The sequence below is a fragment of the Flavobacterium sp. F52 genome (genome assembly GCF_000278705.1).
GTDB lineage: Bacteria > Bacteroidota > Bacteroidia > Flavobacteriales > Flavobacteriaceae > Flavobacterium > Flavobacterium anhuiense.
In genome coordinates this window covers 114,736-134,534 of record NZ_AKZQ01000035.1, presented here as the reverse complement: position 1 = coordinate 134,534, position 19,799 = coordinate 114,736, and the positions used below count along the sequence as shown (strand labels likewise).

20 protein-coding genes are annotated in these 19,799 nt (G+C 34.9%); 12 read left to right on the top strand and 8 right to left on the bottom strand.

Annotated elements, in window-relative coordinates:
- Positions 1-19: 19 nt before the first annotated feature.
- Both FF52_RS23680 and FF52_RS18275 read right to left on the bottom strand, forming a co-directional pair.
- Positions 20-364: a hypothetical protein gene (locus FF52_RS23680; RefSeq protein WP_008467869.1), complete on the bottom strand. Its 345-nt coding sequence runs from the start codon at positions 362-364 to the stop codon at positions 20-22.
- Between the two features lie 115 nt (positions 365-479).
- Complete coding sequence (locus tag FF52_RS18275) at positions 480-1,196, bottom strand: YqjF family protein (RefSeq protein WP_008467868.1); 717 nt, start codon at positions 1,194-1,196, stop codon at positions 480-482.
- Between the two features lie 151 nt (positions 1,197-1,347).
- Here FF52_RS18275 and FF52_RS18270 point away from each other — a divergent pair, with 151 nt between their 5' ends.
- Positions 1,348-1,605, top strand: a complete 258-nt coding sequence (locus FF52_RS18270; RefSeq protein ID WP_008467867.1) for a hypothetical protein — start codon at positions 1,348-1,350, stop codon at positions 1,603-1,605.
- Positions 1,606-1,918: 313 nt separating this feature from the next.
- Positions 1,919-3,088, top strand: a complete 1,170-nt coding sequence (locus FF52_RS18265) for a zinc-dependent alcohol dehydrogenase (protein ID WP_008467866.1) — start codon at positions 1,919-1,921, stop codon at positions 3,086-3,088.
- Between the two features lie 138 nt (positions 3,089-3,226).
- On the opposite strand, the gene FF52_RS18260 is transcribed toward FF52_RS18265, so the two are convergent.
- Both FF52_RS18260 and FF52_RS18255 read right to left on the bottom strand, forming a co-directional pair.
- A complete protein-coding gene (locus FF52_RS18260) occupies positions 3,227-3,883 on the bottom strand; it encodes a DUF6766 family protein (RefSeq protein WP_008467864.1) in 657 nt (218 codons plus the stop codon).
- A 183-nt stretch (positions 3,884-4,066) separates the two neighbouring features.
- Positions 4,067-4,744: an SRPBCC family protein gene (locus FF52_RS18255; protein ID WP_008467862.1), complete on the bottom strand. Its 678-nt coding sequence runs from the start codon at positions 4,742-4,744 to the stop codon at positions 4,067-4,069.
- Positions 4,745-4,989: 245 nt separating this feature from the next.
- Between FF52_RS18255 and FF52_RS18250 the strand changes: the two genes are divergently transcribed.
- The 3 genes from FF52_RS18250 to FF52_RS18240 all read left to right on the top strand — a co-directional run bounded on the left by FF52_RS18250 (position 4,990) and on the right by FF52_RS18240 (position 7,334).
- A complete protein-coding gene (locus FF52_RS18250; protein WP_008467860.1) occupies positions 4,990-5,280 on the top strand; it encodes a hypothetical protein in 291 nt (96 codons plus the stop codon).
- 100 nt (positions 5,281-5,380) lie between these two features.
- Positions 5,381-6,778 (top strand): DHA2 family efflux MFS transporter permease subunit, encoded by a 1,398-nt coding sequence (locus FF52_RS18245; RefSeq protein WP_008467858.1) that lies wholly within the window; start codon positions 5,381-5,383, stop codon positions 6,776-6,778.
- Between the two features lie 118 nt (positions 6,779-6,896).
- Positions 6,897-7,334 carry a hypothetical protein gene (locus FF52_RS18240; RefSeq protein ID WP_008467857.1) on the top strand — a complete coding sequence of 146 codons (438 nt, stop codon included), beginning with the start codon at positions 6,897-6,899 and terminating at the stop codon, positions 7,332-7,334.
- A gap of 95 nt (positions 7,335-7,429) precedes the next feature.
- Here FF52_RS18240 and FF52_RS18235 read toward each other — a convergent pair whose 3' ends face one another.
- The gene (locus tag FF52_RS18235) at positions 7,430-7,780 is read right to left on the bottom strand and encodes a hypothetical protein (protein WP_008467854.1); all 351 of its coding nucleotides are present in this window, start codon (positions 7,778-7,780) and stop codon (positions 7,430-7,432) included.
- A 35-nt stretch (positions 7,781-7,815) separates the two neighbouring features.
- Complete coding sequence (locus FF52_RS18230) at positions 7,816-8,061, bottom strand: hypothetical protein (RefSeq protein WP_008467852.1); 246 nt, start codon at positions 8,059-8,061, stop codon at positions 7,816-7,818.
- A 224-nt stretch (positions 8,062-8,285) separates the two neighbouring features.
- Here FF52_RS18230 and FF52_RS18225 point away from each other — a divergent pair, with 224 nt between their 5' ends.
- From FF52_RS18225 to FF52_RS18215, 4 genes are all read left to right on the top strand, one after another.
- The gene (locus FF52_RS18225; RefSeq protein WP_008467850.1) at positions 8,286-8,864 is read left to right on the top strand and encodes a Crp/Fnr family transcriptional regulator; all 579 of its coding nucleotides are present in this window, start codon (positions 8,286-8,288) and stop codon (positions 8,862-8,864) included.
- A 164-nt stretch (positions 8,865-9,028) separates the two neighbouring features.
- Positions 9,029-9,472, top strand: a complete 444-nt coding sequence (locus FF52_RS23975; RefSeq protein ID WP_262486387.1) for an SDR family NAD(P)-dependent oxidoreductase — start codon at positions 9,029-9,031, stop codon at positions 9,470-9,472.
- Positions 9,469-9,885, top strand: coding sequence for an SDR family NAD(P)-dependent oxidoreductase (locus FF52_RS23970; RefSeq protein ID WP_262486386.1), 417 nt, complete (start codon positions 9,469-9,471; stop codon positions 9,883-9,885). The genes FF52_RS23975 and FF52_RS23970 overlap by 4 nt, the downstream gene beginning before the upstream one ends.
- Positions 9,886-9,930: 45 nt before the next feature.
- Positions 9,931-10,935 (top strand): VOC family protein, encoded by a 1,005-nt coding sequence (locus tag FF52_RS18215; protein WP_008467848.1) that lies wholly within the window; start codon positions 9,931-9,933, stop codon positions 10,933-10,935.
- A 78-nt stretch (positions 10,936-11,013) separates the two neighbouring features.
- Here the strand turns inward: FF52_RS18215 and FF52_RS18210 are convergent, their stop codons facing one another.
- On the bottom strand, positions 11,014-13,053 hold the full coding sequence (locus FF52_RS18210; protein WP_008467846.1) for a transketolase family protein: 2,040 nt from the start codon (positions 13,051-13,053) through the stop codon (positions 11,014-11,016).
- 68 nt (positions 13,054-13,121) lie between these two features.
- Positions 13,122-15,749, bottom strand: coding sequence for a glycoside hydrolase family 3 C-terminal domain-containing protein (locus FF52_RS18205; protein ID WP_008467845.1), 2,628 nt, complete (start codon positions 15,747-15,749; stop codon positions 13,122-13,124).
- 280 nt (positions 15,750-16,029) lie between these two features.
- On the opposite strand from FF52_RS18205, the gene FF52_RS18200 reads away from it, so the two are divergent.
- The 3 genes from FF52_RS18200 to FF52_RS18190 all read left to right on the top strand — a co-directional run bounded on the left by FF52_RS18200 (position 16,030) and on the right by FF52_RS18190 (position 19,259).
- Positions 16,030-17,061 (top strand): LacI family DNA-binding transcriptional regulator, encoded by a 1,032-nt coding sequence (locus tag FF52_RS18200; RefSeq protein ID WP_008467843.1) that lies wholly within the window; start codon positions 16,030-16,032, stop codon positions 17,059-17,061.
- Positions 17,062-17,490: 429 nt separating this feature from the next.
- A complete protein-coding gene (locus FF52_RS18195; RefSeq protein ID WP_008461911.1) occupies positions 17,491-18,525 on the top strand; it encodes a glycoside hydrolase family 43 protein in 1,035 nt (344 codons plus the stop codon).
- A 23-nt stretch (positions 18,526-18,548) separates the two neighbouring features.
- Complete coding sequence (locus FF52_RS18190; RefSeq protein ID WP_008467842.1) at positions 18,549-19,259, top strand: NUDIX hydrolase; 711 nt, start codon at positions 18,549-18,551, stop codon at positions 19,257-19,259.
- Positions 19,260-19,799 lie beyond the last annotated feature (540 nt).

The window sequence follows — 19,799 nt, the reverse complement described above, 5'->3', positions numbered from 1 at the left end:
TTCAAACGGGGTTTTATTTTTATAAATTCCGATTCGGATCTGTTCCTGTTTCATCTCCTTCTAAATTCTCTCGAGTCAGTTCATCATCGTCAATGTCTTCCTCATCTTCCTCATCTTCGTCATCTTCAAATTCTTCATCGAATTCGTCGCCACTTGGACCATCATCATCAAGTTGCTGATTGTTGATTTCATCTTCGTCAAATTCGTTTCCGTAATCTGGCTCTGCAGTATCACTTATAGAATGATCTGCTGGCGGTGCATCAATATCGATATCATCATATTGATGTTCATTTTCATATCGGGTTTCGTCATCTTGAAAATATTGGTCTTCTGGACTGTAATTTTCTTTTTCATTTAAATTCATAGTGCTATTTTTAAGTTGTTATTAATTATTGTTTCATGTAAAAATAGCGTTAGCATGTACGTAAAATTTATATGACCTATCCTTTGCAATTATATAATTTACAGTTTGTTGCAGTTTAAGTTTTTACTTTTCCCCATAATACTACTTGAGTTTTTTCTGCGTAGTGAATTTTATCGGGATATGTATTAATTATAAATTGCCCAGCCTCATACCAAATATCTTGTATCTTGACGTTTAGATCCAAAAGTTCCCATTCTTTATGATGAATATCAAAACGGCAGATTTTGCCATTACACATTTCATATAACGAATGTCTTTCGGAGAGCCATAAATCTAAATCGGTTTTTTGAAGAGATGCTGTTTCCCCAATTTTAAAACCAAGAAGATGATTTTTCTTTACATTTTGAGAAGTAAGATGATTTCCTGAACGTTCAATTTCTGCTTTTTCATAAGGAAGTCCGATAAAAAGTCTAGAAAACAATACTTCGATTAATTTATTGGTTTCAATAGAAAATAAATAGATACCAGGAATTCCGTCTTTAATAACATATGTTCTAATATTAATTTCTTCAAAATTTGAAATGTAAGGCAACGGAGGAAAGTATCGTAATCTCATATTTTTCACTTCAAAAGAAACAAGAGAAACCCATGCCATTGAAGAGTAAGTGTCTAGCTGTAAATCTTTAGGAATATATTTCTCCAAAAAATATACTGGAACTTCCCAATGAAAAAAAACAGTATGATGCCACTCCTGATAGTATTTCCATTTTCGTTCAGGCAAAGCATATTGTCTGTTTTCGGTAGAATTTAGTATTTGCTTTATTGAGGCCATTGAGATGATATTTTAAGTGATTTGTTTTATGGTAATCATGTAATAACGAGTGTTTTATAGTGTAAATAACTATGGTCTTTCTTTATAAAATTTGCAACGAGACATCACTAAAGTGTTTCATAAACAAATTGTTAATTTAAAATTGATTGTTATGAAAAATTTATTTTTAATTGGTTGTATGCTTTTGTGTTTTAGTTTTGCATCAGCTCAGGATACAATTCCGGGGAAGAAAAAATCTTCTCCAAAAACTGATACTGTTCATCATAAAAAGAATAAGCAGTATCCTTCAACACGAAAGACTGATACAGTCAACAAACAGCGTACTGATAAAAAGAAAGGAACTCCAAAGTCAACTAACCCGACTACTGTTCCGCCAACGAGAGACTCAATTAATGGCACAAGACCATAAATGTTGCTTCTCAATTTTATTGTAAATGATGAGGCCTGTTTTATTTAAAACGGGCCTTTGTTTTTTTTCTAATTGATTCAAGATATCAAATTCAATTCTTTGTGATAAATATAAACTTACCATGCACACCGTTTTTTATATAATTTGTAATACTATGCTGCATGATTTTCATTTTCATTTGTTTTATCATATAAAATGTAGGTTTTCCATTTGCACATTCGAGACTGTATTTTGTAAGAGTAACTATTAATGATGTAATCACAACTTGTTTGTTTATAGTTAATTAGTAATAATTAATTTAAAAATTATTATTATGAAAGCAGCAGTTATTCATGGACCTGGCTCTATCAAGTATGATACAGTCGACGATCCGATTTTAAAAGAAAAAGACGATATAATTTTGAAAGTGACCTCTACCGCAATCTGCGGATCTGATCTTCATATCTATTCAGGAGGAATTCCGCAGCCACGGCCTATGGTTTTAGGTCACGAATTTATGGGTATTGTAGAAGAAACAGGATCTACAGTTACGAATCTCAAGAGAGGCGACCGTGTAGTGGTTCCGTTTCCTATTGCCTGTGGAAATTGTTTTTTCTGCACTCATGATTCGCCTGTAAATTGCGAACACAGTAATACGGAAAATTATGGGCCTGAAGGCGGAATTATGACTGAGAAAGGCGGAGCACTGTTTGGCTATACTGATTTATATGGAGGTTATGATGGAGGTCAAGCACAATATGTCAGAGTTCCTTATGCTAATTATGGTCCGAGGATAGTGCCTGAAGATTTATCAGACGAGCAGGTGCTTTTCCTGACTGACATTTTTCCCACTGGTTATACGGGGGTTGATTGGGGAGAGGTAAAAGGCGGGGAAACCGTCGCTATTTTTGGAGCTGGTCCTGTTGGAATTATGGCTGCAAAAAGTGCATGGCTTCGTGGCGCAGGTTTAGTTATTATTGTAGATACACTGCAATACCGACTGGATAAGGCTAAAGCAACAACCGATTCGGTTACCTTACTTTGGGAAGATGGCCCAAAAGATGTTATCGAGCAGATTCGAGCAATGACCAACGGACGCGGTGCAGATGTCTGCATTGATGCTGTAGGTTTTGAACCCGACCGAAATATAGCCGATCGTATAAAAGCAACTATCAATTTTGAAAAAGGATCGATTAAAGTATTAGAAGCTTGTATGAGTGCCGTGAGAAGAAACGGAATAGTATCGGTATTGGGAGTGTATCCTGTTAATTATGATAATTTTCCTTTAGGGCAGTTTTTTGACAAGGGAATAGTTTTAAAGGGAGGACAGGCACCTGCACACAAACACATAGACAAACTTTTAGATTATGTGGTTCAGGGAAAAGTAAAACTTGATGATATTATTACCCACAGGCTTCCACTATCTGAAATTTCACATGCATATGATATCTTCAAAAAAAGAGAAGACGGCTGTGTCAAAGTGGTTTTAGATCCTTGGAAATAATTTTAAAGGTGAAGTTTAAATAAAAACTTCACCTTTAATTTTTAGTTTACCTAGCTTATTTACCGTTTCAACGTAATTCCATTTTAAATAAGCTGAAAATATTTTATAAAAGTTGATAACTTAATTTTTATGGCTAAATCATCCGCCAGTTTCCATGTGAGGCGCATCAACTGGTTTTGACTGTGAGGACCCAATCTGGCGCAAATATATCGATAGCATAATAATAGCAAAAACAGAAAGAAATTCACTTTGCCAATTCTGAAAAGATTCAAACCAAAATCTTGAATTTCCTAAATAAGAAGACACAGTTTCTAATGGTTCTCCTTTTCTGAGAAGCTGTTCGTTTTCATCTTTCAGACTTCCGTAAAAATGAATAATAAATGATATTAAAAACAGAAGCAGAAGCATAATAGTGAGCGAGTGCTTGTAAATCTTCAAAATAAAACCTCCTTTTTTAACTGGCCAAGGCGCATCTTTTTTTGTTGGATCTGGTTCGCGGTCTACTTCTTCTGGTTCGTCTATTTTTTTGGATTCTGAAGAGCCTTTTTGTTTTAGAAAAATGGTAAAGACTACAAACAAAGCCATTTGTAAAAATTCACTTTCCCAATTTTCAAAAGTCGATTGAAAAAAATGCCCAGAAGTGAGATACGCTATAAAAGTGATCGTATTTGCACCTTCATCAATCAGTTCTTTATTATGCTCTTTAAATCCTAATATAATCTGGCCTGCTAAAGATCCGATAAATAAGACTAAGAAGCAGATACACAATCCGTTATTTCTAAAAAATGTTTTCATTTTATTTGTTATTTATTCTCAAAGTTTAAAAAATCACGGAATAAAATTTTATAAGATTTATTTCACTTTTTATAGTTTTTGCATAATCAAACAATAGGTTATTATTACAACAAACAAAAAACGCCTCCATAAATGAAGACGTTTTTCTACAAAAAAATAAATACAAGAAACAGTAGCGTTTTCTTATTCTTGGTTAGTTTCAAGATAGACTTTAAGATTAGAAATGTCATCTTTTACTAACTTTTCAAAATAAGGATTTAAAAGTTTGGCAGCGCTTTCGCCTGCAATTCCAAGTGGCGCATGATACGAAATTGTAACATCTAGTTCTGTTGCTTTTCCTTTTGGTTTAAAGACAACTTTTCCAGCATTTTTAATAGAAGATCCTTCAATAGAATTCCAGCTTAAAAGTTTGTCCTTTTCATCTCTTATGATTTCGGCATTCCAAGATATTTTCCCAATTCCGCCTGGACCTTTTGCTGTCCATTCAGAAATTGTAGAACTTGCAGGTCTTACAGAATCCAGATGATTCATGAACTTTGGTAAATTTTCTAAGTTTCTCCAAAAGGCATACACTTCGCTTACAGGTTTATTGATTACGCTATTTACTCTGATATTTATATTCGAGGCTTTGTCATGCATTAAATGGTCTGCGGCATCATAAATTGGGCAATAACCAGAAATGCCGCGCAGTAGCATTGCACCTCCAGCTCCCGCTTGTGTAATACTTTTATTTTCTTTAGAAAGAGCATTGTACAAAAGATAAGCGCCACTTGTAACCATTAAAACTCTTTCTAGTTTTGATACATTATTTTTTAATAATGATTTTGAAGACTGATTTTGTTTGGATAATACTGTATTCATAGCTATTTGTTTTTAAAAGATACAATAAGTTAAACAAGCTTCGAGAATAATATTGTAGCTTGAATAACAAATTTCGACAGTCTTTTGAAGTATTTTTTACAAGATTAATAACTTGATTTACACATTTTACATCAGCGATGTCTTCAATTGCTCTGATTTTTATAAAGGCTTTTTGAAATTATATAAAATCATTGATATACAGTGGTTTAATTTAGTTTTATAAAAATTTTAAAAAAACTTGAATTATGAAGACATTTTTGAAAACAATCGTTATGCTGCTTGTAGTGACAGCTTTATTTTCATGTAAAAAGAATGAAAATAACAATGCATATCCAAATGATAATCAAGCAGACACTATGAACATGTCAGTCGATACAGTTGGGCCAGCAGTAGACTCGTCGGCAACCTTAAATTCTGATCAAAATGGTCAGAATGGTACAACAGGAGCAACTGGAGAAGGGGCAACGGGTTCGGGAACAGATGGATCAACTCAGAAAGGAAATCAGAATATTAAAACAGATTCGATTAAAAAGTAATTTCATTTCTGCTAAAGGAAAAGCTCTTAACACTTTTAAGAGCTTTTTTTTATTAATTTACAATATAGTTATTAATCAAGCTTTTATCTGTAATTAAAGGATGCTAAATAATAAAGAAGAAAAAAAAGAACAAAATGCAGTATATCTGCTTCCTTGGGTAACGGCAATCGCTATGTTTATGCAATCATTAGATGGTACTATTTTGAATACCTCGTTGCCGTCAATAGCTAAAAATATGGGATATTCAGCAACCGAAATGGATTCGGTTATTGTAACATATACGCTTACATTGGCCATGTTTATTCCGCTCTCTGGATGGCTCGCAGATAGATTTGGCACGAGAACGATGTTTATGATTGCCGTATTAATGTTTATGACGGGATCTTTGTTTTGTGCCCTTTCAGTTGATTTAAAAACGCTAAATATGGCACGTGTTTTACAAGCCATTGGCGCTTCAATGATGGTGCCTATTGCCCGATTGGCTATTTTATATCAATATCCAAAAAACGAACTGCTTAAAACGATGAATTTTATAACCTTATTTGGATTATTAGGAATGGTGGCAGGCCCAAGTTTAGGAGGTTTTCTCTCTGATAATTTTAGCTGGCATTGGATTTTTCTAATAAATATTCCAATCGGTTTCATAGGCATTTCTATGGCATATCGCATTATGCCAAATTTTAAACACGCAGTAGGAAGATTTGATTTTAGAGGATTGATTTATTTCAGCTTGGCGCTTATTTCCATTACCTTGGTTTTAGAGCTTATTGGAAGCGGGAGGATACATATGATTGTAATTTTGAGCTTGCTGTTTTTATCAGGGTTGCTTTCTCTCTTTTATTATATTCACTACAAAAGAACCGAAAAACCAATAATAGATCTGCAACTCTTAAATATTAGAACCTTAAAAATTGGATTAATAGGAAGTTTGATTACGAGATTGGGAATAGGCGGACTGCCATTGTTATTGCCGCTCATGCTGCAAACAAGTTTTGGCTATTCGGCATCTGTGTCAGGATTGTTATTGTTGCCTTCTGCATTGTCAAATGTGGCTGTAAAGCCTTTTATGGTAAAAATTATCAAATTTTTTGGATACAGAACAGTATTAATAAGCAACACCATTTTGCTGGGATTTATTTTGATAATCCTAGGATTTGTGACGAAAGAAACACCGTTAGGATACTATATTTTACTAATGATATTCTACGGAATTTTCACTTCTATTCAAATGTCGGCTATGAATACCATTACGCTTTCAGATCTCGATCAAGATACGGCCAGCGGAGGAAATACCATGCTGGTTATTATGCAGCAGCTTTCGGTAAGTTTTGGAGTTTCCGTTGCCAGTCTTGCGCTTTCCTTATTTCAGACAGGTATTTTTGGGTTGGATACTTCCAAAGCCTTTGAATACACTTTTATTACATTGGCCGTTTTTACGATTTTTTCGAGTTTCACTTTTTCAAAATTAAATAAGACAGATGGAGAAGGGTATATGTAATGTCTTTGTGGGTATTTTATAAGTTTAAAAAGTAATCGTAAAATCGCATTGATGATTTCTTAAGTTATTTTGTAATTTATTGTTTGTTAGATTATTGTTGAATTAAAAAACTATAATTATGAAATTGCAAAGAGAAATTATCAACGGATTTTTAATATTCGTCGGAATTGCATTGTTCTTTCTTTTGATGGAGCTATTAAATCTTTCGAATCTATTTTATTTAAGACTTTTAAATGTAATTTTCATTTTTTATGGTGTAAACCGAAGTTTGAAAATGAATCTTGCCGAAGGAAAAAACGAATTCGTTCCCAATGCCATATCGGCTATGGTTACTTCATTTACTGCTGTCGTGATAAGCATAGTGGCTCTTCTTATTTACAGTTATGCCAAAGGAGGCGATAAATATGTAAAATCATTATCAGAAGCTTTTATGTTTGGTGGAGAGCCATCGGTAACTTCTTATTGTCTTTCTTTACTTTTTGAAGGAACCGCCTCGTGTATTATCGTAACGCTTTTATTAATGCTGTATTGGAATAATAAATATGTTGCAGATTAAACTCGCAAAAAGATTTAGCCAATAAAATAAATCCTGAAAAGAATTTTTAAAACTTTCTTTTCAGGATTTACTTTTTGAAACAAAGAAGCATTGATTTACTCTTCATCATCCTCATCTTCATCAGGTTTTGTTTCGTCTAAAGTTCTTCTGTTTGCATCATTATCAAACTCATCATCGTTGTCGTCCTCCCCTTTAAGATCTTCATCTAAATCTTGCGCAATAGGCGCATTTTTTTGAAAGAAAGGATCAGAAGTGTCATTTTCATTTTCTTCCCTTTCTTGATATTCAGGAGTGTGTTTGTGTCTCTGTGACTCGTCTTCGTGCTGATTGATGGCCGGATCTTTTTTCTCCATAGTTTCAGAATTGATTGAATCGCTTGCCGAATGATCTGCTGCGTGATAGATAAGATCTTCCTGATCGTAGCTATCGTAATTTTCTCTTGACATATTCTTTTAGTTTAATGTTATACAAATGTGATTTTTTAAATCTTAGTAAGTTTTGAAGGATCGGTTGCTTCTTCAACACTTTTTCCTTCTGGATTATGATTTTTCTTTTCATTTGAAGTAGAGTTTTCCTCTGTATTTTCCTCATCATAATCGCTTAATCGTCCGGCTTCACCATTACTGCCTCCGGGTTGCATACCTCCAGATCCGCTATAAGCACTGTTTGCATTTTGATTGGTAAGCTCTTCTTCGTTTTTTTCTAGATTTTGCTTATTATTTTCCATGATTTCCTTTTTTATAATTTTTAAACTTTCTCTAAAAAAAGCATCGAATGTTTTTTCAGCTTCTTTTTTAATTATTTTAAAATTAGTAAACCTTAGTGCTTGATTTTTATATTATTACATCGAGCTTTTATATAATAGGTATTAAAATAACTGACGAAATATTGTTTTGTCCAATTTCACTTTGAATTTGTTGGTCAGAAGCCTTTTGCATAATTTTACATGCTATGTATGAAATATTCCAAAAATATCTTGACGAAAAAGCTGAATTGACTCAGGCTGAATCAGAACGTATAAAATCATTTGCTATAAGTAAAAAACTTCGTAAAAGACAGTATTTACTCCAAGAAGGAGACATCTGGAAATACGATGCTTTTATAACTCAAGGCTGTGTAAGAACATATACCGTTGATGAAAAAGGCAGTGAACACGTAAACAGTTTTAGTATTGAAAACTGGTGGACAGGCGATCGTGAAAGTTTAATGTTGCAGCAGCCCTCTCGTTTTAATATTGACGCTATTGAAGATACCGAGCTGATACTATTTACCCATGAAAACTTTGAATTGCTATGTCGAGAAATTCCAGCATTTAATAATATGGTCAATGCTATTCTGCAAAGAAGTTTTATAGCCGCTCAAAACAGAATTCAGGCTTCACTGACGTTAACAGCAGAAGAGAAATATTTAAACTTCATAAATAAATATCCAGGGTTTGCTTCAAGGATTCCCCAAACTATGATTGCCTCATATCTGGGCATGACACCAGAAACACTGAGTCGCATTCGGAAACAAACCGCAAAGAAATAAATCTATAAGGAGCTTTTAGAGCTCCTTTTTTTATGCCCGCTTTCAAACTCTTGATCTATATCAAGTTTTTACTTATTTCTAATCAATGTACAGGTTTTGCATTAGACGCAACTTTGTAATGTTCAAAAGAAACAAACATTATAAACATTTAAAAAATAGAAATCATGTCAAAAACAATTTTCATTACAGGAACAAGTACAGGCTTTGGAAAATTAACAGCGGTAACATTAGCTAATGCTGGTCACTCAGTAATTGCAGGAATGCGAAACACAAATGATAAAAATGCCGCTGCCGCGAAAGAACTTCAAGCAATAGAAAATATTGAAGTAGTAGATATTGATGTTACAGATGACGCATCAGTTAGAAATGCAGTTGAAAAAGTAATCATTAAATACGGAAAAATTGATGTCTTAATTAATAATGCGGCAGTAAGTGGTTTCGGTCTTTTAGAAGGATATTCAATTGATCAGGTTCGTAAAATGTTTGATGTAAACGTTTATAGTGTACTTCGTATGTATCAGGCAGTGCTTCCTTCTATGAGAAAAGAAAAAAATGGTTTGGTTATCAACATTACAACTGGAGCAAGCGGACATACACTTCCTTTATGATTCCGTACATCGCATCAAAATTGGTAGTAGAAAGCTTTACAGAAGGATTACAAGATGAACTTGCAGATTACGGAATTGAAAATGTGAGCATCCAACCTGGAGTTTATCCAACCGAAATGAATAACGGATCGAAAGCTGGTATTCATGCAGATAAAACAGCAATTATTGAAGAATACGGTGATGCAGCAACTGAAAAATTCAATGCATTAGGGACAGCATTATTTGGTAAAATGGCTCAGTTTGAAATGAATCCGCAAACAATAGCGGATGGTATTCTGGAATTGGTAAATATGAAAAAAGGGGAGAGACCGCTTCGTTTTCCGCTTGATGCCATTGCTCAAGGAACCGACAAAGAATTTATAGAAGCCCGCGCCAATATTAAAGCAAAATGGGTTGCAGCGTACACTAATTAATTTCCCTTTTAATTGAATTTAAGAATAACAAACGTAAATATATTCATGAGAACAAATTATAAGAAATCGAATAAAAAAGTACAAACATCAGCGGCAGCAATGCTTCATTTACTAATATTATTTTCTGCCTCAGATAAAACAGTAGCACAAAATAGTGCAGGAATTGTCGGAATTGATCATGTCGGGATTAATGTTCCAGATCTTAATAAAGCCGTTACATTCTTTAGTGATGTGCTTGGTTTTACACCCGTAACACAATTAGGACCAATTCCGCTTGACGCTGATTGGAAAAAGCTAAACCATATTAATCCTGATACTGGAGCCGTAACTATAAAAATGATTAATGCAGGAAATGGAGCAAGTATAGAAGTATTTGAATATGCTGATAATAAAGGAAGTAAAACTCATCCCAATACAGATGATATTGGAGCGTCTCATATTGCTTTTTATGTAAATGATATTAATGCAGCGGTAGAATATTTAAAAAGTAAAGGCGTAAAAATAATAGGAGAACCATTTACAATGCCTTCTGGAGATACAGCAGGTGAATCTTGGGTTTATTTTGAAACACCTTGGGGCTCTAAAATGGAATTGGTTTCTTATCCAAGCGGAAAAGGTTACGAGAAAGCAAACCCAAAAACGGTCTTATGGTCTCCAAAAAATAAAACAATCAAAAAAACGGTTGATGATTTTGATTCTAAAAAGAACACATTGATAGTGGAAAATCATCTGAAGATCTGGAATGAAAGAGACGAAGCAAAACGTAAAGTTTTATTGAATCAAGTTTACGCTGCTGATGTAGAAATGGTAGATCGTCATTTTATTGCTGAAGGATTTGAAGATATCAGTAAATTCATTGTAGAGCTTCAGACTAAAAATCCTGATTTAAGGTTTTCAGCCAAATCTATTGAAATCAATCATAATATAGTGAGATTGTATTGGCAATTTGGTTCAAAAGCAAAACCATCTGTTGTTAGCGGTATGGATTTGTTTGTGATTGAAAACAATAAAGTTCAAAAGCTATATGTTTTTGTAGATCAAAAGGAATAATGTTTACTCATTTTTGAAAATTATAAAAGCCAGAAATTCTTTTTCTGGCTTTTTAAATTGTATAGAATCGTTTAGTTTCTATTGTCTCTGAGTTTCCAAATACTTCAATATCTCATTGCTAATATTTTCAGCCGTAAATCCAAATTTTTGATCTAAAACCGAAGCTGGTGCTGAGTAGCCAAAATGATCTAAGCCATATACAATTCCTCTGGAACCTGCTAAACTTTCAAGATTAATAGGAAGCCCTGCCGTTAAACCGAAAACCAATCCGTCTTTTGGAATTATACTTTCTTGATATTCTTTTGCTTGAGATCTGAAAATGCCCTCAGAAATTATCGAAGCAACATTTATCTTTAATTGTTTTGTTTTTTCCAATTCAGATGCCGCTTCTAAAAGAGTGGCAACCTCAGATCCGTTTGCAATTAAAGTAAGATCTGGATTTTGGGTTTCTTTAACCAGATAACCGCCTTTTTTAGCTTGTGATGCCGTCTCGAACTTTGGATCCTTGTACGGAAGATCTTTGATGTTTTGTCTCGAAAGGATTAATGCCGTCGGAGTTATTTTATTTTCAACTGCCATTTGCCATGCTACCAAAGTTTCAGTTGCATCAGCTGGGCGCAGTGCTAAAAAGCTCTGATGCTCCGAATGGTTCTTTATTTTTTCCAAAAGCCTAATTTGAGCTTCTTGTTCAATTGGCTGATGGGTTGGTCCGTCTTCTCCAACTCTAAACGAATCGTGCGTAAATACATATTTTACAGGAAGTTCTTGAATTGCCGCAAGACGCATGGCGGGTTTCATGTAATCAGAAAAAACAAAGAAAGTCGCGACAACAGGAATTACTCCTCCATGCAGAGACATTCCGTTTGCAATTGCGGCCATAGTAAGTTCGGCAACACCAGCTTGAAGAAATGCTCCGCTAAAGTTACCTTTTTGCATCACTGAAGTCTTTTTCAAGAAACCATCCGTTTTATCGCTGTTCGACAAATCTGCAGAAGAAACAATCATGTTTTCCACTTTTTCGGCCAAATAACCTAAAACCTCTGCAGAAGCATCGCGTGTTGCCGCATTAGCTTTTTGAGTTATAGAGCCGAAGTCCATTTCAGGAAGCTCTCCGCTGAAAAACTGTTTTATCTTTTTGGCAGACTCAGGATTTTGATTTTCCCAAGCCAAAATTTTTGATTTTCTTTCAGCAGCATCCCTAGTTTTTTGTTCTAAAACTTTTTTATAATGGTCCTCAACGCTACTGTAAATGGCAAAAGAATCTTTTGGATCAGCGCCCAAATTTTCGAGTGTTTTTATAAAGTCCGCTTTTGTTGCTCCAATTGGTTTGCCGTGAAGTTCACATTGACCTTCGTATAATGTTCCGTCAGAAGTAACGCAGCCTTTTCCCATAATTGTTCTTCCAATAATAAGCGTGGGCCTTTTTAATTCGGCATTTGCGGCGTTTAGTGCAGAGCGTATTTGAGTATGATTGTGAGCGTCAATAGTGATGACCTTCCATCCCCAAGATTCATATTTTGCGGCTGTATTTTCACTGGTTACTTCGTCGGTCATTGAAGATAATTGCACATCATTAGAATCATAAAACATGATAAAATTGTTTAGCCCTAAATGTCCTGCAATTCTTCCTGCTCCCTGCGAAATTTCTTCCTGAACACCTCCGTCTGTTATAAAACCGTATATTTTATGATCGAATAAATTATCAAATTTTTCCGATAGAAATTTGGCCGCGATGGCAGCTCCAATACCCATAACATGTCCCTGTCCCAACGGACCTGATGTGTTTTCAATTCCTCTCTTTACATCAATTTCTGGGTGTCCAGGCGTTACAGAACCCCACTGTCTGAAGTTTTCAAGATCGGTTTTTTCATAATTTCCCAAAAGATAGTACTGAGCATACATTAAAGCCGATAAATGCCCAGCATCCATAAAGAAACGATCTCTGTAAATCCAGTTCATTTCGGTTGGATCATATTTTAAATATTCAGAATATAAAATATGCATAAAATCTGCTCCTCCCATTGACCCTCCAGGATGTCCAGAATTGGCTTTTTCAACCATTGATATTGCTAAGGCTCTAATATTATCTGCCGATAATTGGTCTATTGTCTTGTCCATTTTTTAGTTTTTTTAATAAATGCTAACAACACGCCTGCGAATAAATTAAAGTTTGCAGGCATTAATAATTAATTTTTTATCTCTAAAGTTTGAGTTATGCTATTACTCTTTGTTTGATTTTTTTCATCTGGCTGAGAGCCTCCAACGGCAATTTGAATTTTACCTTCATAAGGCTTTAAGTTTCCGCTTTCTGTTACATAAGAAAGATCTTCTGGAGAAAGTGTGAAATTGACAACTGTACTTTGGCCAGGTTTCAAATTGAACCTTTCAAATCCTTTGAGGCTTTTTAAAGGTGATTTTATTGACGTATTCGGGTTAATTAAGTACAATTGCGCCACTTCTTCTCCTTCCATTTTTCCAGTGTTGGTAACCTTAACAGAAATAGTGACTGGCTGTCCTTTCTTTATTTTATCGGGAGTTTTTAGTCCGCTGTATTTAAATTCAGTATAGCTTAAACCATAGCCAAATCCGTATAGAGGAATGCCTTTAAAGTAACGATATGTTTTATTATCCATTTTATAATCAACAAAAGAAGATAGATCAGAATCGCCTTTATAAAAGGTTACAGGAAGCCTTCCTGCAGGATTATAGTCGCCAAAAATGACATCTGCAGAGGCCGTACCTGCAGATTGTCCTCCATACCAAATGTTGAGTATAGCGGGAATATTTTCAGCTTCCCACGGAACAGCTATTGCACTACCGGTCATTATCAGAAAAACTACTGGTTTTCCAGACGATTGAAGCGCTTTTAAAAGTCTTGTCTGTACTTCTGGAAGCAGGATAGAAGTGCGGTCTCCGCCATTAAATCCAGGCGCGTCAACAGGCATTTCTTCTCCTTCAAGTTGAGGTGAAATACCTCCAGCGAAAATGAAAGCATCTGCATTTTTATGGCGTTCAATTAGATTGGCAAAATCTGTTTTTATAAAATTCCCTGTTTGCAGAGCTACTTCAGCTTTTCCTTCACCTTGCCAGTATTCCAACACTAATTTGTAAACAGAATCTTTTTTGGTTTGCAGTTTGTAGGTTTTTGCTCCCCATCTGTTTTTCCCCCAAGCGTCTATAACTTCTTTTCCATCAACAATAAATCTATAGCCGTCATCTGCAGCGATTTCAAAAGTAATAGAACCATCTTCATCTGCTTTAAAATTAGTAGTATAGCGCGCCGAAAAATGATTGGCTTTGATGTTTTGGGTAACCATTTCTCCTTCCTGCCAGAAATTATTTATTTCAGATTCAGTTCTTGTAGTTTCAGGTGTGCCAGATAATGTATTGTTATTAAAGTATTCAGCTTTAAAACCTTGTTTTCCTTCATAAGAATAACGGCTCTTAAGATCTTTGTAAACCAGCAAAGTGTCATTTGTAAAGTTGATGGCTTTTTCATAAACTACTTCAGTTTCAGGACTTATTTTTTCTTTAATGCCTTGTAAAACGGTTGTTAGTTTGGATGGAGTTCCATTATAGTTTCCAAGTATAGAAATTGAATTATCTGCATTTGGACCTAAAACAACAATCTTTTTCAATTTTTTGCTTAATGGAAGCGTATTTTTTTCATTTTTAAGCAGTACTATTGATTGTCTAGCCATTTTTAGAGCATGTTCTTTATGCTCCTCTGATTCTAATACCGAACTTGGAGTCTGAGCATACTTTACCATTGACACAGGATCAAACATGCCCAGTCTGAAACGGATCATAAAAAGACGTTTTACAGAAACATCAATCTGTTTTTCAGTGATTTGTCCATTTTTAACCGCTTGAACAAGTGATTTATAAGCATCTGTTCCGCAGTCGATATCTGTTCCATGAAGCACTGCATCGGCTGAAGCAGATGCCGCATCAGGATGTGTTTTATGGTTTTTAAAAAAATCATCAATAGCCCAGCAGTCAGATGTGACATAACCCGTAAATTTCCATTGATTTCTTAGAATATCATTCATTAAGATATCACTGGCGCAGCAAGGTTGGGTTCTAAAGGCATTATAGGCGCACATAACCCCTGCGACTTTGGAGTTGGTGACTAGTTTTTTGAAAGCAGGCAAATAGGTGTCCCAAAGTTCATATGGAGTTACATCAACGTCAAAAGTGTGGCGCAAAGATTCTGGTCCGCTATGGACAGCGTAGTGTTTTGCGCAAGCCGCGGCTTTTAGGTATTTAGGATCGTCTCCTTGAAGGCCTTTTACAAAAGCATCGCCCAAAACAGCCGTCAGATAAGGGTCTTCTCCGTAAGTTTCTTGTCCGCGTCCCCATCTTGGATCTCTAAAGATGTTAATGTTTGGCGTCCAGTAGGTAAGTCCTAAATAGCGTTCTTTGGTTCTATTAAGCTCGACAGCTTTATTGTAAATGGCTCTGCCTTCTAGAGCAGAATAATCGGCCATTTTGAAAAGTGAATTTTTATCAAAAGTAGCGGCCATTGCAATAGCCTGTGGAAAAACTGTTGTTTTAAAGGGAGTTCTTGCAACGCCGTGAAGCGTTTCGTTCCACCAGTCATAAGCAGGAATTCCCAGCCGTGGTATGGCAGGTGCCGCATTTAACATTTGCGCTACTTTTTCTTCCAATGTTAATTGGCTCACCAAGTTTTCCACTCGTTCTTCAAAAGTAAGATCAGTATTTTGAAATGGAAATTTAGGGTCTTTGTTTTGTGCCGTACACCAAAGCGAGATTAATACCAGAATTTGATACTTTAATTTTTTTGTTTTCATATGAATAATTTTTACTGATGTTGCGAACTGATGGAGTGCTGTATTTTTATTAAAAAATAAATTGCAACCGATTGTGTAAAGAAAAGAAAAATATTTTAACTTTAGATCATTATTTAAAAAATAATGCCTTTTTACTGTAGTATTGATGATTTTTTATGATAAAAATTTCATTTTATATTGATTTTCAGTAAATTAGTTGGTAAAGTGAAGAATAATAGTGTTGAAATACTTGACCGATTTTTTAAATTCTATTTAAAATTTACGACTAATCATATAGTAAATGGAAGAACACAGACATGTAACAATTTATGATATTGCAAAGAGACTTAATCTGGCTACATCGACAATTTCAAGAGCTTTAAAAGACCATCATACCATAAGTGATAAGACTATTAAGAAAGTTAAAAAGACAGCCGAAGAAATGGGATTTGTTCCCAATACTTTAGCAGCGGGATTACGAGGCAACAAGTCTAAAACTATTGGCGTTTTAATTCCAACTATCACACAGCCTTTCTTATCATCTTTGATCAGCGGTATCGAAATCACTGCCAGAAAATCTGATTACTCCGTTATTATTATGCAGTCGCATGATTCTTATGAAGATGAAGTTAATATGACTAAATCGCTTTATAGCAGTAGGGTCAGCGGTGTTATTTGTTCGTTGGCAATGGAGACAAAAGATACTTCTCACTTTCAGCAATTTTCAAATAATAATATTCCTCTTGTATTTGTTGACCGTGTGCCTAAAGACTTTAATACTTTTAGGGTGGTTATTGATAATTATACGGCAGGATATAAAGCAACAAAACACCTGATAGAACAAGGCTGTAAAAGAATTGCACATATGACAGCAGGTGCTGAATTCGGCAATCTTTATAATGAAAGAAAAAGAGGCTATATAGATGCACTAGCTGATTATGGTCTGCCATTGAGAGAGGAATTGATTATAAATCTGAAAGCAATGACTTATGATGCTGGCGTTAAAGCCTGCAATAAACTGTTTGGGCTAAAATCGCCTCCCGATGGACTTTTTGCGCCAGGAGACATTCTTGCTGTTAGCGCCGTACAAACAGCAAAAAAGAAAGGAATTAAAGTTCCGCAGGATTTTGCTGTAATTGGTTTTAACAATGATCCCATTTCAGAGATAATCGAGCCGAATATTACAACGATTACGCATCCTGCAGAAAAAATGGGAAAAGCGGCAGCAAATATTGTCATTGATACTATAGAATTTCATAAAGAAGAAGAAGCAAAAGAAATCACTTTTCTAAATACTGAAGTATTGGTGCGTGAATCTTCGAAGAGAGTTTAAAATTTTTTTGTCCTTAAAAGAAACTGCTATTACATTTTATGTAATAGCAGTTTCTTTTTTGTCACATTAATTTAAAGGAAATAATACTATGAATATTTTGAATTTGAAAGTCTTAAAAACTAGCCAAACTAGAATTTAATAAGTTTTTGATTAAGTATATTAGCAATCGGTTGTTGATTAGAAATAGCCTAAATAAAGCAAACTAAATTTGCATAGTATGTTTTTTTGTATAATTTTACACAACCGATTGTTTTTATCGGGAAACAATATTATTTTTGCCATTTCTGAAACTATTATCCTAGCGATTGTGAAAAAAGAGACAATTGCATAGCCAAGCAAAGAGAATAAAATTCAGCTCACAGATTTTTAGATTTCACCGAAACAGAACTGAAAGAAAGAAGAAGTTAATTATTAAAGAAAAATATCACTATGCCTGAAGACAGCATTGAACACATTAATTTTGAAGAAATAAGCAATCTGGCAATTTCCAAGCCTTTAGTTTCCCATATCTACACCGCCGATCCTTCGGCGCATGTATTCAACGGAAAGATTTACATTTATCCGTCGCACGACATCGATGCGGGGATTCCATTTAATGACAACGGCGACCATTTCGGAATGGAGGATTACCATGTCTTTTCGATGGAGGACATTTCATCGGAAGCCGTCGACAATGGGGTTGCCTTGCATGTGGATGACGTTGCCTGGGCCGAGAAACAGATGTGGGCGCCCGATGCCGCGCATAAAAACGGAAAGTACTATCTGTATTTCCCTGCCAAACGCGCCAGCGGAATTTTCCAGATCGGCGTAGCGGTTTCAGATTCTCCAGTAGGACCTTTTGTTCCTGAAAAGGACGCCATAAAAGGCAGCTACAGCATCGATCCTGCGGTTTTTGAAGATGAAGATGGGAAACATTACATCTATTTTGGGGGAATCTGGGGCGGACAGCTTCAGAAATACCGCAAGAATAAATATCATGAAAACAATGAAGAGCCTCTTGCGGGTGAAAAAGCCTTGGGGCCGATTGTGGCTTTGTTAAGAGATGATATGCTCGAGTTCGCAGAAGAGCCGAGAGAAATCCAGATTTTGGACGAAAACGGAAATGGGCTTCTGGCAGGGGATAATGCGCGCCGTTTTTTTGAAGCTTCGTGGGTGCACAAATACAACGGAAAATACTATTTCTCGTATTCGACGGGAGACACGCATTTCATCTGCTATGCTATCGGAGACAGTCCGTACGGGCCATTTACGTATCAGGGAAGAATCCTGAATCCGGTGATAGGCTGGACGTCGCACCATTCGATCTGCGAAGTGGAAGGCGAGTGGTATCTGTTCTACCATGATTCAAGCCTTTCAAAAGGGGTGACGCATTTGAGAAGCATGAAGGTTACCAAAATCGACTATCTGGAAGACGGTTCGATCGTAACGATTGATCCCTACGGAATAAGAAGATTATTTGATTAGAAGAGAGTTTTAATTTTATTTCTATGAAAAAAGAAGACTCAGAAGAGAGAGTAGGTTTTAATTTAAGTCAAGAAAATAAGATAGAAATTGACTGTGTAATATTCTGTTTTGAAGACAGAAGCCTAAAAGTTTTGCTTGTCAAAAATGAAAATGATGCAACGAATGGTAACTGGAGATTACCTAGTGCCAGTTTGGAAGAGGGGCAGACAATATTAAAAACGGCACAAAAGATTTTGAAAAAATATATTTCAGAAGATGACTTCTTTTTGGAACAATTACGGGCATTTGGCTATCACTCATCAGCATCATTTCGCGAAAATATCTCAATCGGATACTATGCAATGGTGAGCAAAGAAAAAAAAATTGATGATGACGAATTGCAATCTAATGTGATCTGGGTTGATGTACACAATATAGCTGATTTAGAGGAAAAATATATGGCAGTGATTGATTTCAGCATTAAGGAATTGCGAAAGAATATTTGCTGTAGCGCAGTATGCTTCAATCTTTTGCCTGAAAAATTTACTTTGCTTCAAGTAATTTATTTATATGAAATAATCTTAGGCATTAAAATCAATAAGACTAATTTTAGAAGAAAGATTTTGCAGAGAAGATTAGTTCGTGGTCTTGCTGAAAAAGAAGAGGGCGTATCAAACAGGGCTGCTGAATTTTATAGTTTGAATGTGCCAAAACATGAAATATTTTGGGATGCAAAATTCAATTTTAATTTTTAAAGGAATTTATTTTAATCTTGTTAGGATCATTAATTTCTAATTTGAGTTATGTGATAGCCAAAGAACGTTGTAAGTGTGTTATTGTTAAAATGTATAATAGATGTAAATAGCTTACGAAGATTGGCGTTACTATAATCGTGCATTTTTATAGAAATATTTTAGTAGCGATTGTTTAGAAGACAAAAAGTTTATTTCTGAGAATTTGTTTTAAAAACCTTTCATGAAAATGAAAGGTTTTTTTATGAAAACAAACAATCGATTGTTTTAAAGATGGTTTTTTAGAATTTTAATGATTGGTAGATCAGATTATTACTGTGTAATGTACGATTTTACTGGTAATTTTTGTTGGTTTATCGCCCCGCAATCTCGATAATTTTATTTTTTTTAGATCAGAAAGCAGATTTTTTCATTTTTATATTTTCTTTAAGAATATTCCAAGAACACATAATTTTCATTAAAGATAGCTATAACGTTATAGTTTGTTTTGCTATATTCTTATATTTTTAGGCTTAAATATGAAGTAACTATTTTTTTAAGGCA

What these genes read in the sequence shown, in the direction of transcription:
- FF52_RS23680 (WP_008467869.1), bottom strand. Translation starts at nt 364, where the DNA reads ATGAATTTAAATGAAAAAGAAAATTACAGTCCAGAAGACCAATATTTT.
- FF52_RS18275 (WP_008467868.1), bottom strand. Translation starts at nt 1,196, where the DNA reads ATGGCCTCAATAAAGCAAATACTAAATTCTACCGAAAACAGACAATAT.
- FF52_RS18270 (WP_008467867.1), top strand. Translation starts at nt 1,348, where the DNA reads ATGAAAAATTTATTTTTAATTGGTTGTATGCTTTTGTGTTTTAGTTTT.
- FF52_RS18265 (WP_008467866.1), top strand. Translation starts at nt 1,919, where the DNA reads ATGAAAGCAGCAGTTATTCATGGACCTGGCTCTATCAAGTATGATACA.
- FF52_RS18260 (WP_008467864.1), bottom strand. Translation starts at nt 3,883, where the DNA reads ATGAAAACATTTTTTAGAAATAACGGATTGTGTATCTGCTTCTTAGTC.
- FF52_RS18255 (WP_008467862.1), bottom strand. Translation starts at nt 4,744, where the DNA reads ATGAATACAGTATTATCCAAACAAAATCAGTCTTCAAAATCATTATTA.
- FF52_RS18250 (WP_008467860.1), top strand. Translation starts at nt 4,990, where the DNA reads ATGAAGACATTTTTGAAAACAATCGTTATGCTGCTTGTAGTGACAGCT.
- FF52_RS18245 (WP_008467858.1), top strand. Translation starts at nt 5,381, where the DNA reads ATGCTAAATAATAAAGAAGAAAAAAAAGAACAAAATGCAGTATATCTG.
- FF52_RS18240 (WP_008467857.1), top strand. Translation starts at nt 6,897, where the DNA reads ATGAAATTGCAAAGAGAAATTATCAACGGATTTTTAATATTCGTCGGA.
- FF52_RS18235 (WP_008467854.1), bottom strand. Translation starts at nt 7,780, where the DNA reads ATGTCAAGAGAAAATTACGATAGCTACGATCAGGAAGATCTTATCTAT.
- FF52_RS18230 (WP_008467852.1), bottom strand. Translation starts at nt 8,061, where the DNA reads ATGGAAAATAATAAGCAAAATCTAGAAAAAAACGAAGAAGAGCTTACC.
- FF52_RS18225 (WP_008467850.1), top strand. Translation starts at nt 8,286, where the DNA reads ATGTATGAAATATTCCAAAAATATCTTGACGAAAAAGCTGAATTGACT.
- FF52_RS23975 (WP_262486387.1), top strand. Translation starts at nt 9,029, where the DNA reads ATGTCAAAAACAATTTTCATTACAGGAACAAGTACAGGCTTTGGAAAA.
- FF52_RS23970 (WP_262486386.1), top strand. Translation starts at nt 9,469, where the DNA reads ATGATTCCGTACATCGCATCAAAATTGGTAGTAGAAAGCTTTACAGAA.
- FF52_RS18215 (WP_008467848.1), top strand. Translation starts at nt 9,931, where the DNA reads ATGAGAACAAATTATAAGAAATCGAATAAAAAAGTACAAACATCAGCG.
- FF52_RS18210 (WP_008467846.1), bottom strand. Translation starts at nt 13,053, where the DNA reads ATGGACAAGACAATAGACCAATTATCGGCAGATAATATTAGAGCCTTA.
- FF52_RS18205 (WP_008467845.1), bottom strand. Translation starts at nt 15,749, where the DNA reads ATGAAAACAAAAAAATTAAAGTATCAAATTCTGGTATTAATCTCGCTT.
- FF52_RS18200 (WP_008467843.1), top strand. Translation starts at nt 16,030, where the DNA reads ATGGAAGAACACAGACATGTAACAATTTATGATATTGCAAAGAGACTT.
- FF52_RS18195 (WP_008461911.1), top strand. Translation starts at nt 17,491, where the DNA reads ATGCCTGAAGACAGCATTGAACACATTAATTTTGAAGAAATAAGCAAT.
- FF52_RS18190 (WP_008467842.1), top strand. Translation starts at nt 18,549, where the DNA reads ATGAAAAAAGAAGACTCAGAAGAGAGAGTAGGTTTTAATTTAAGTCAA.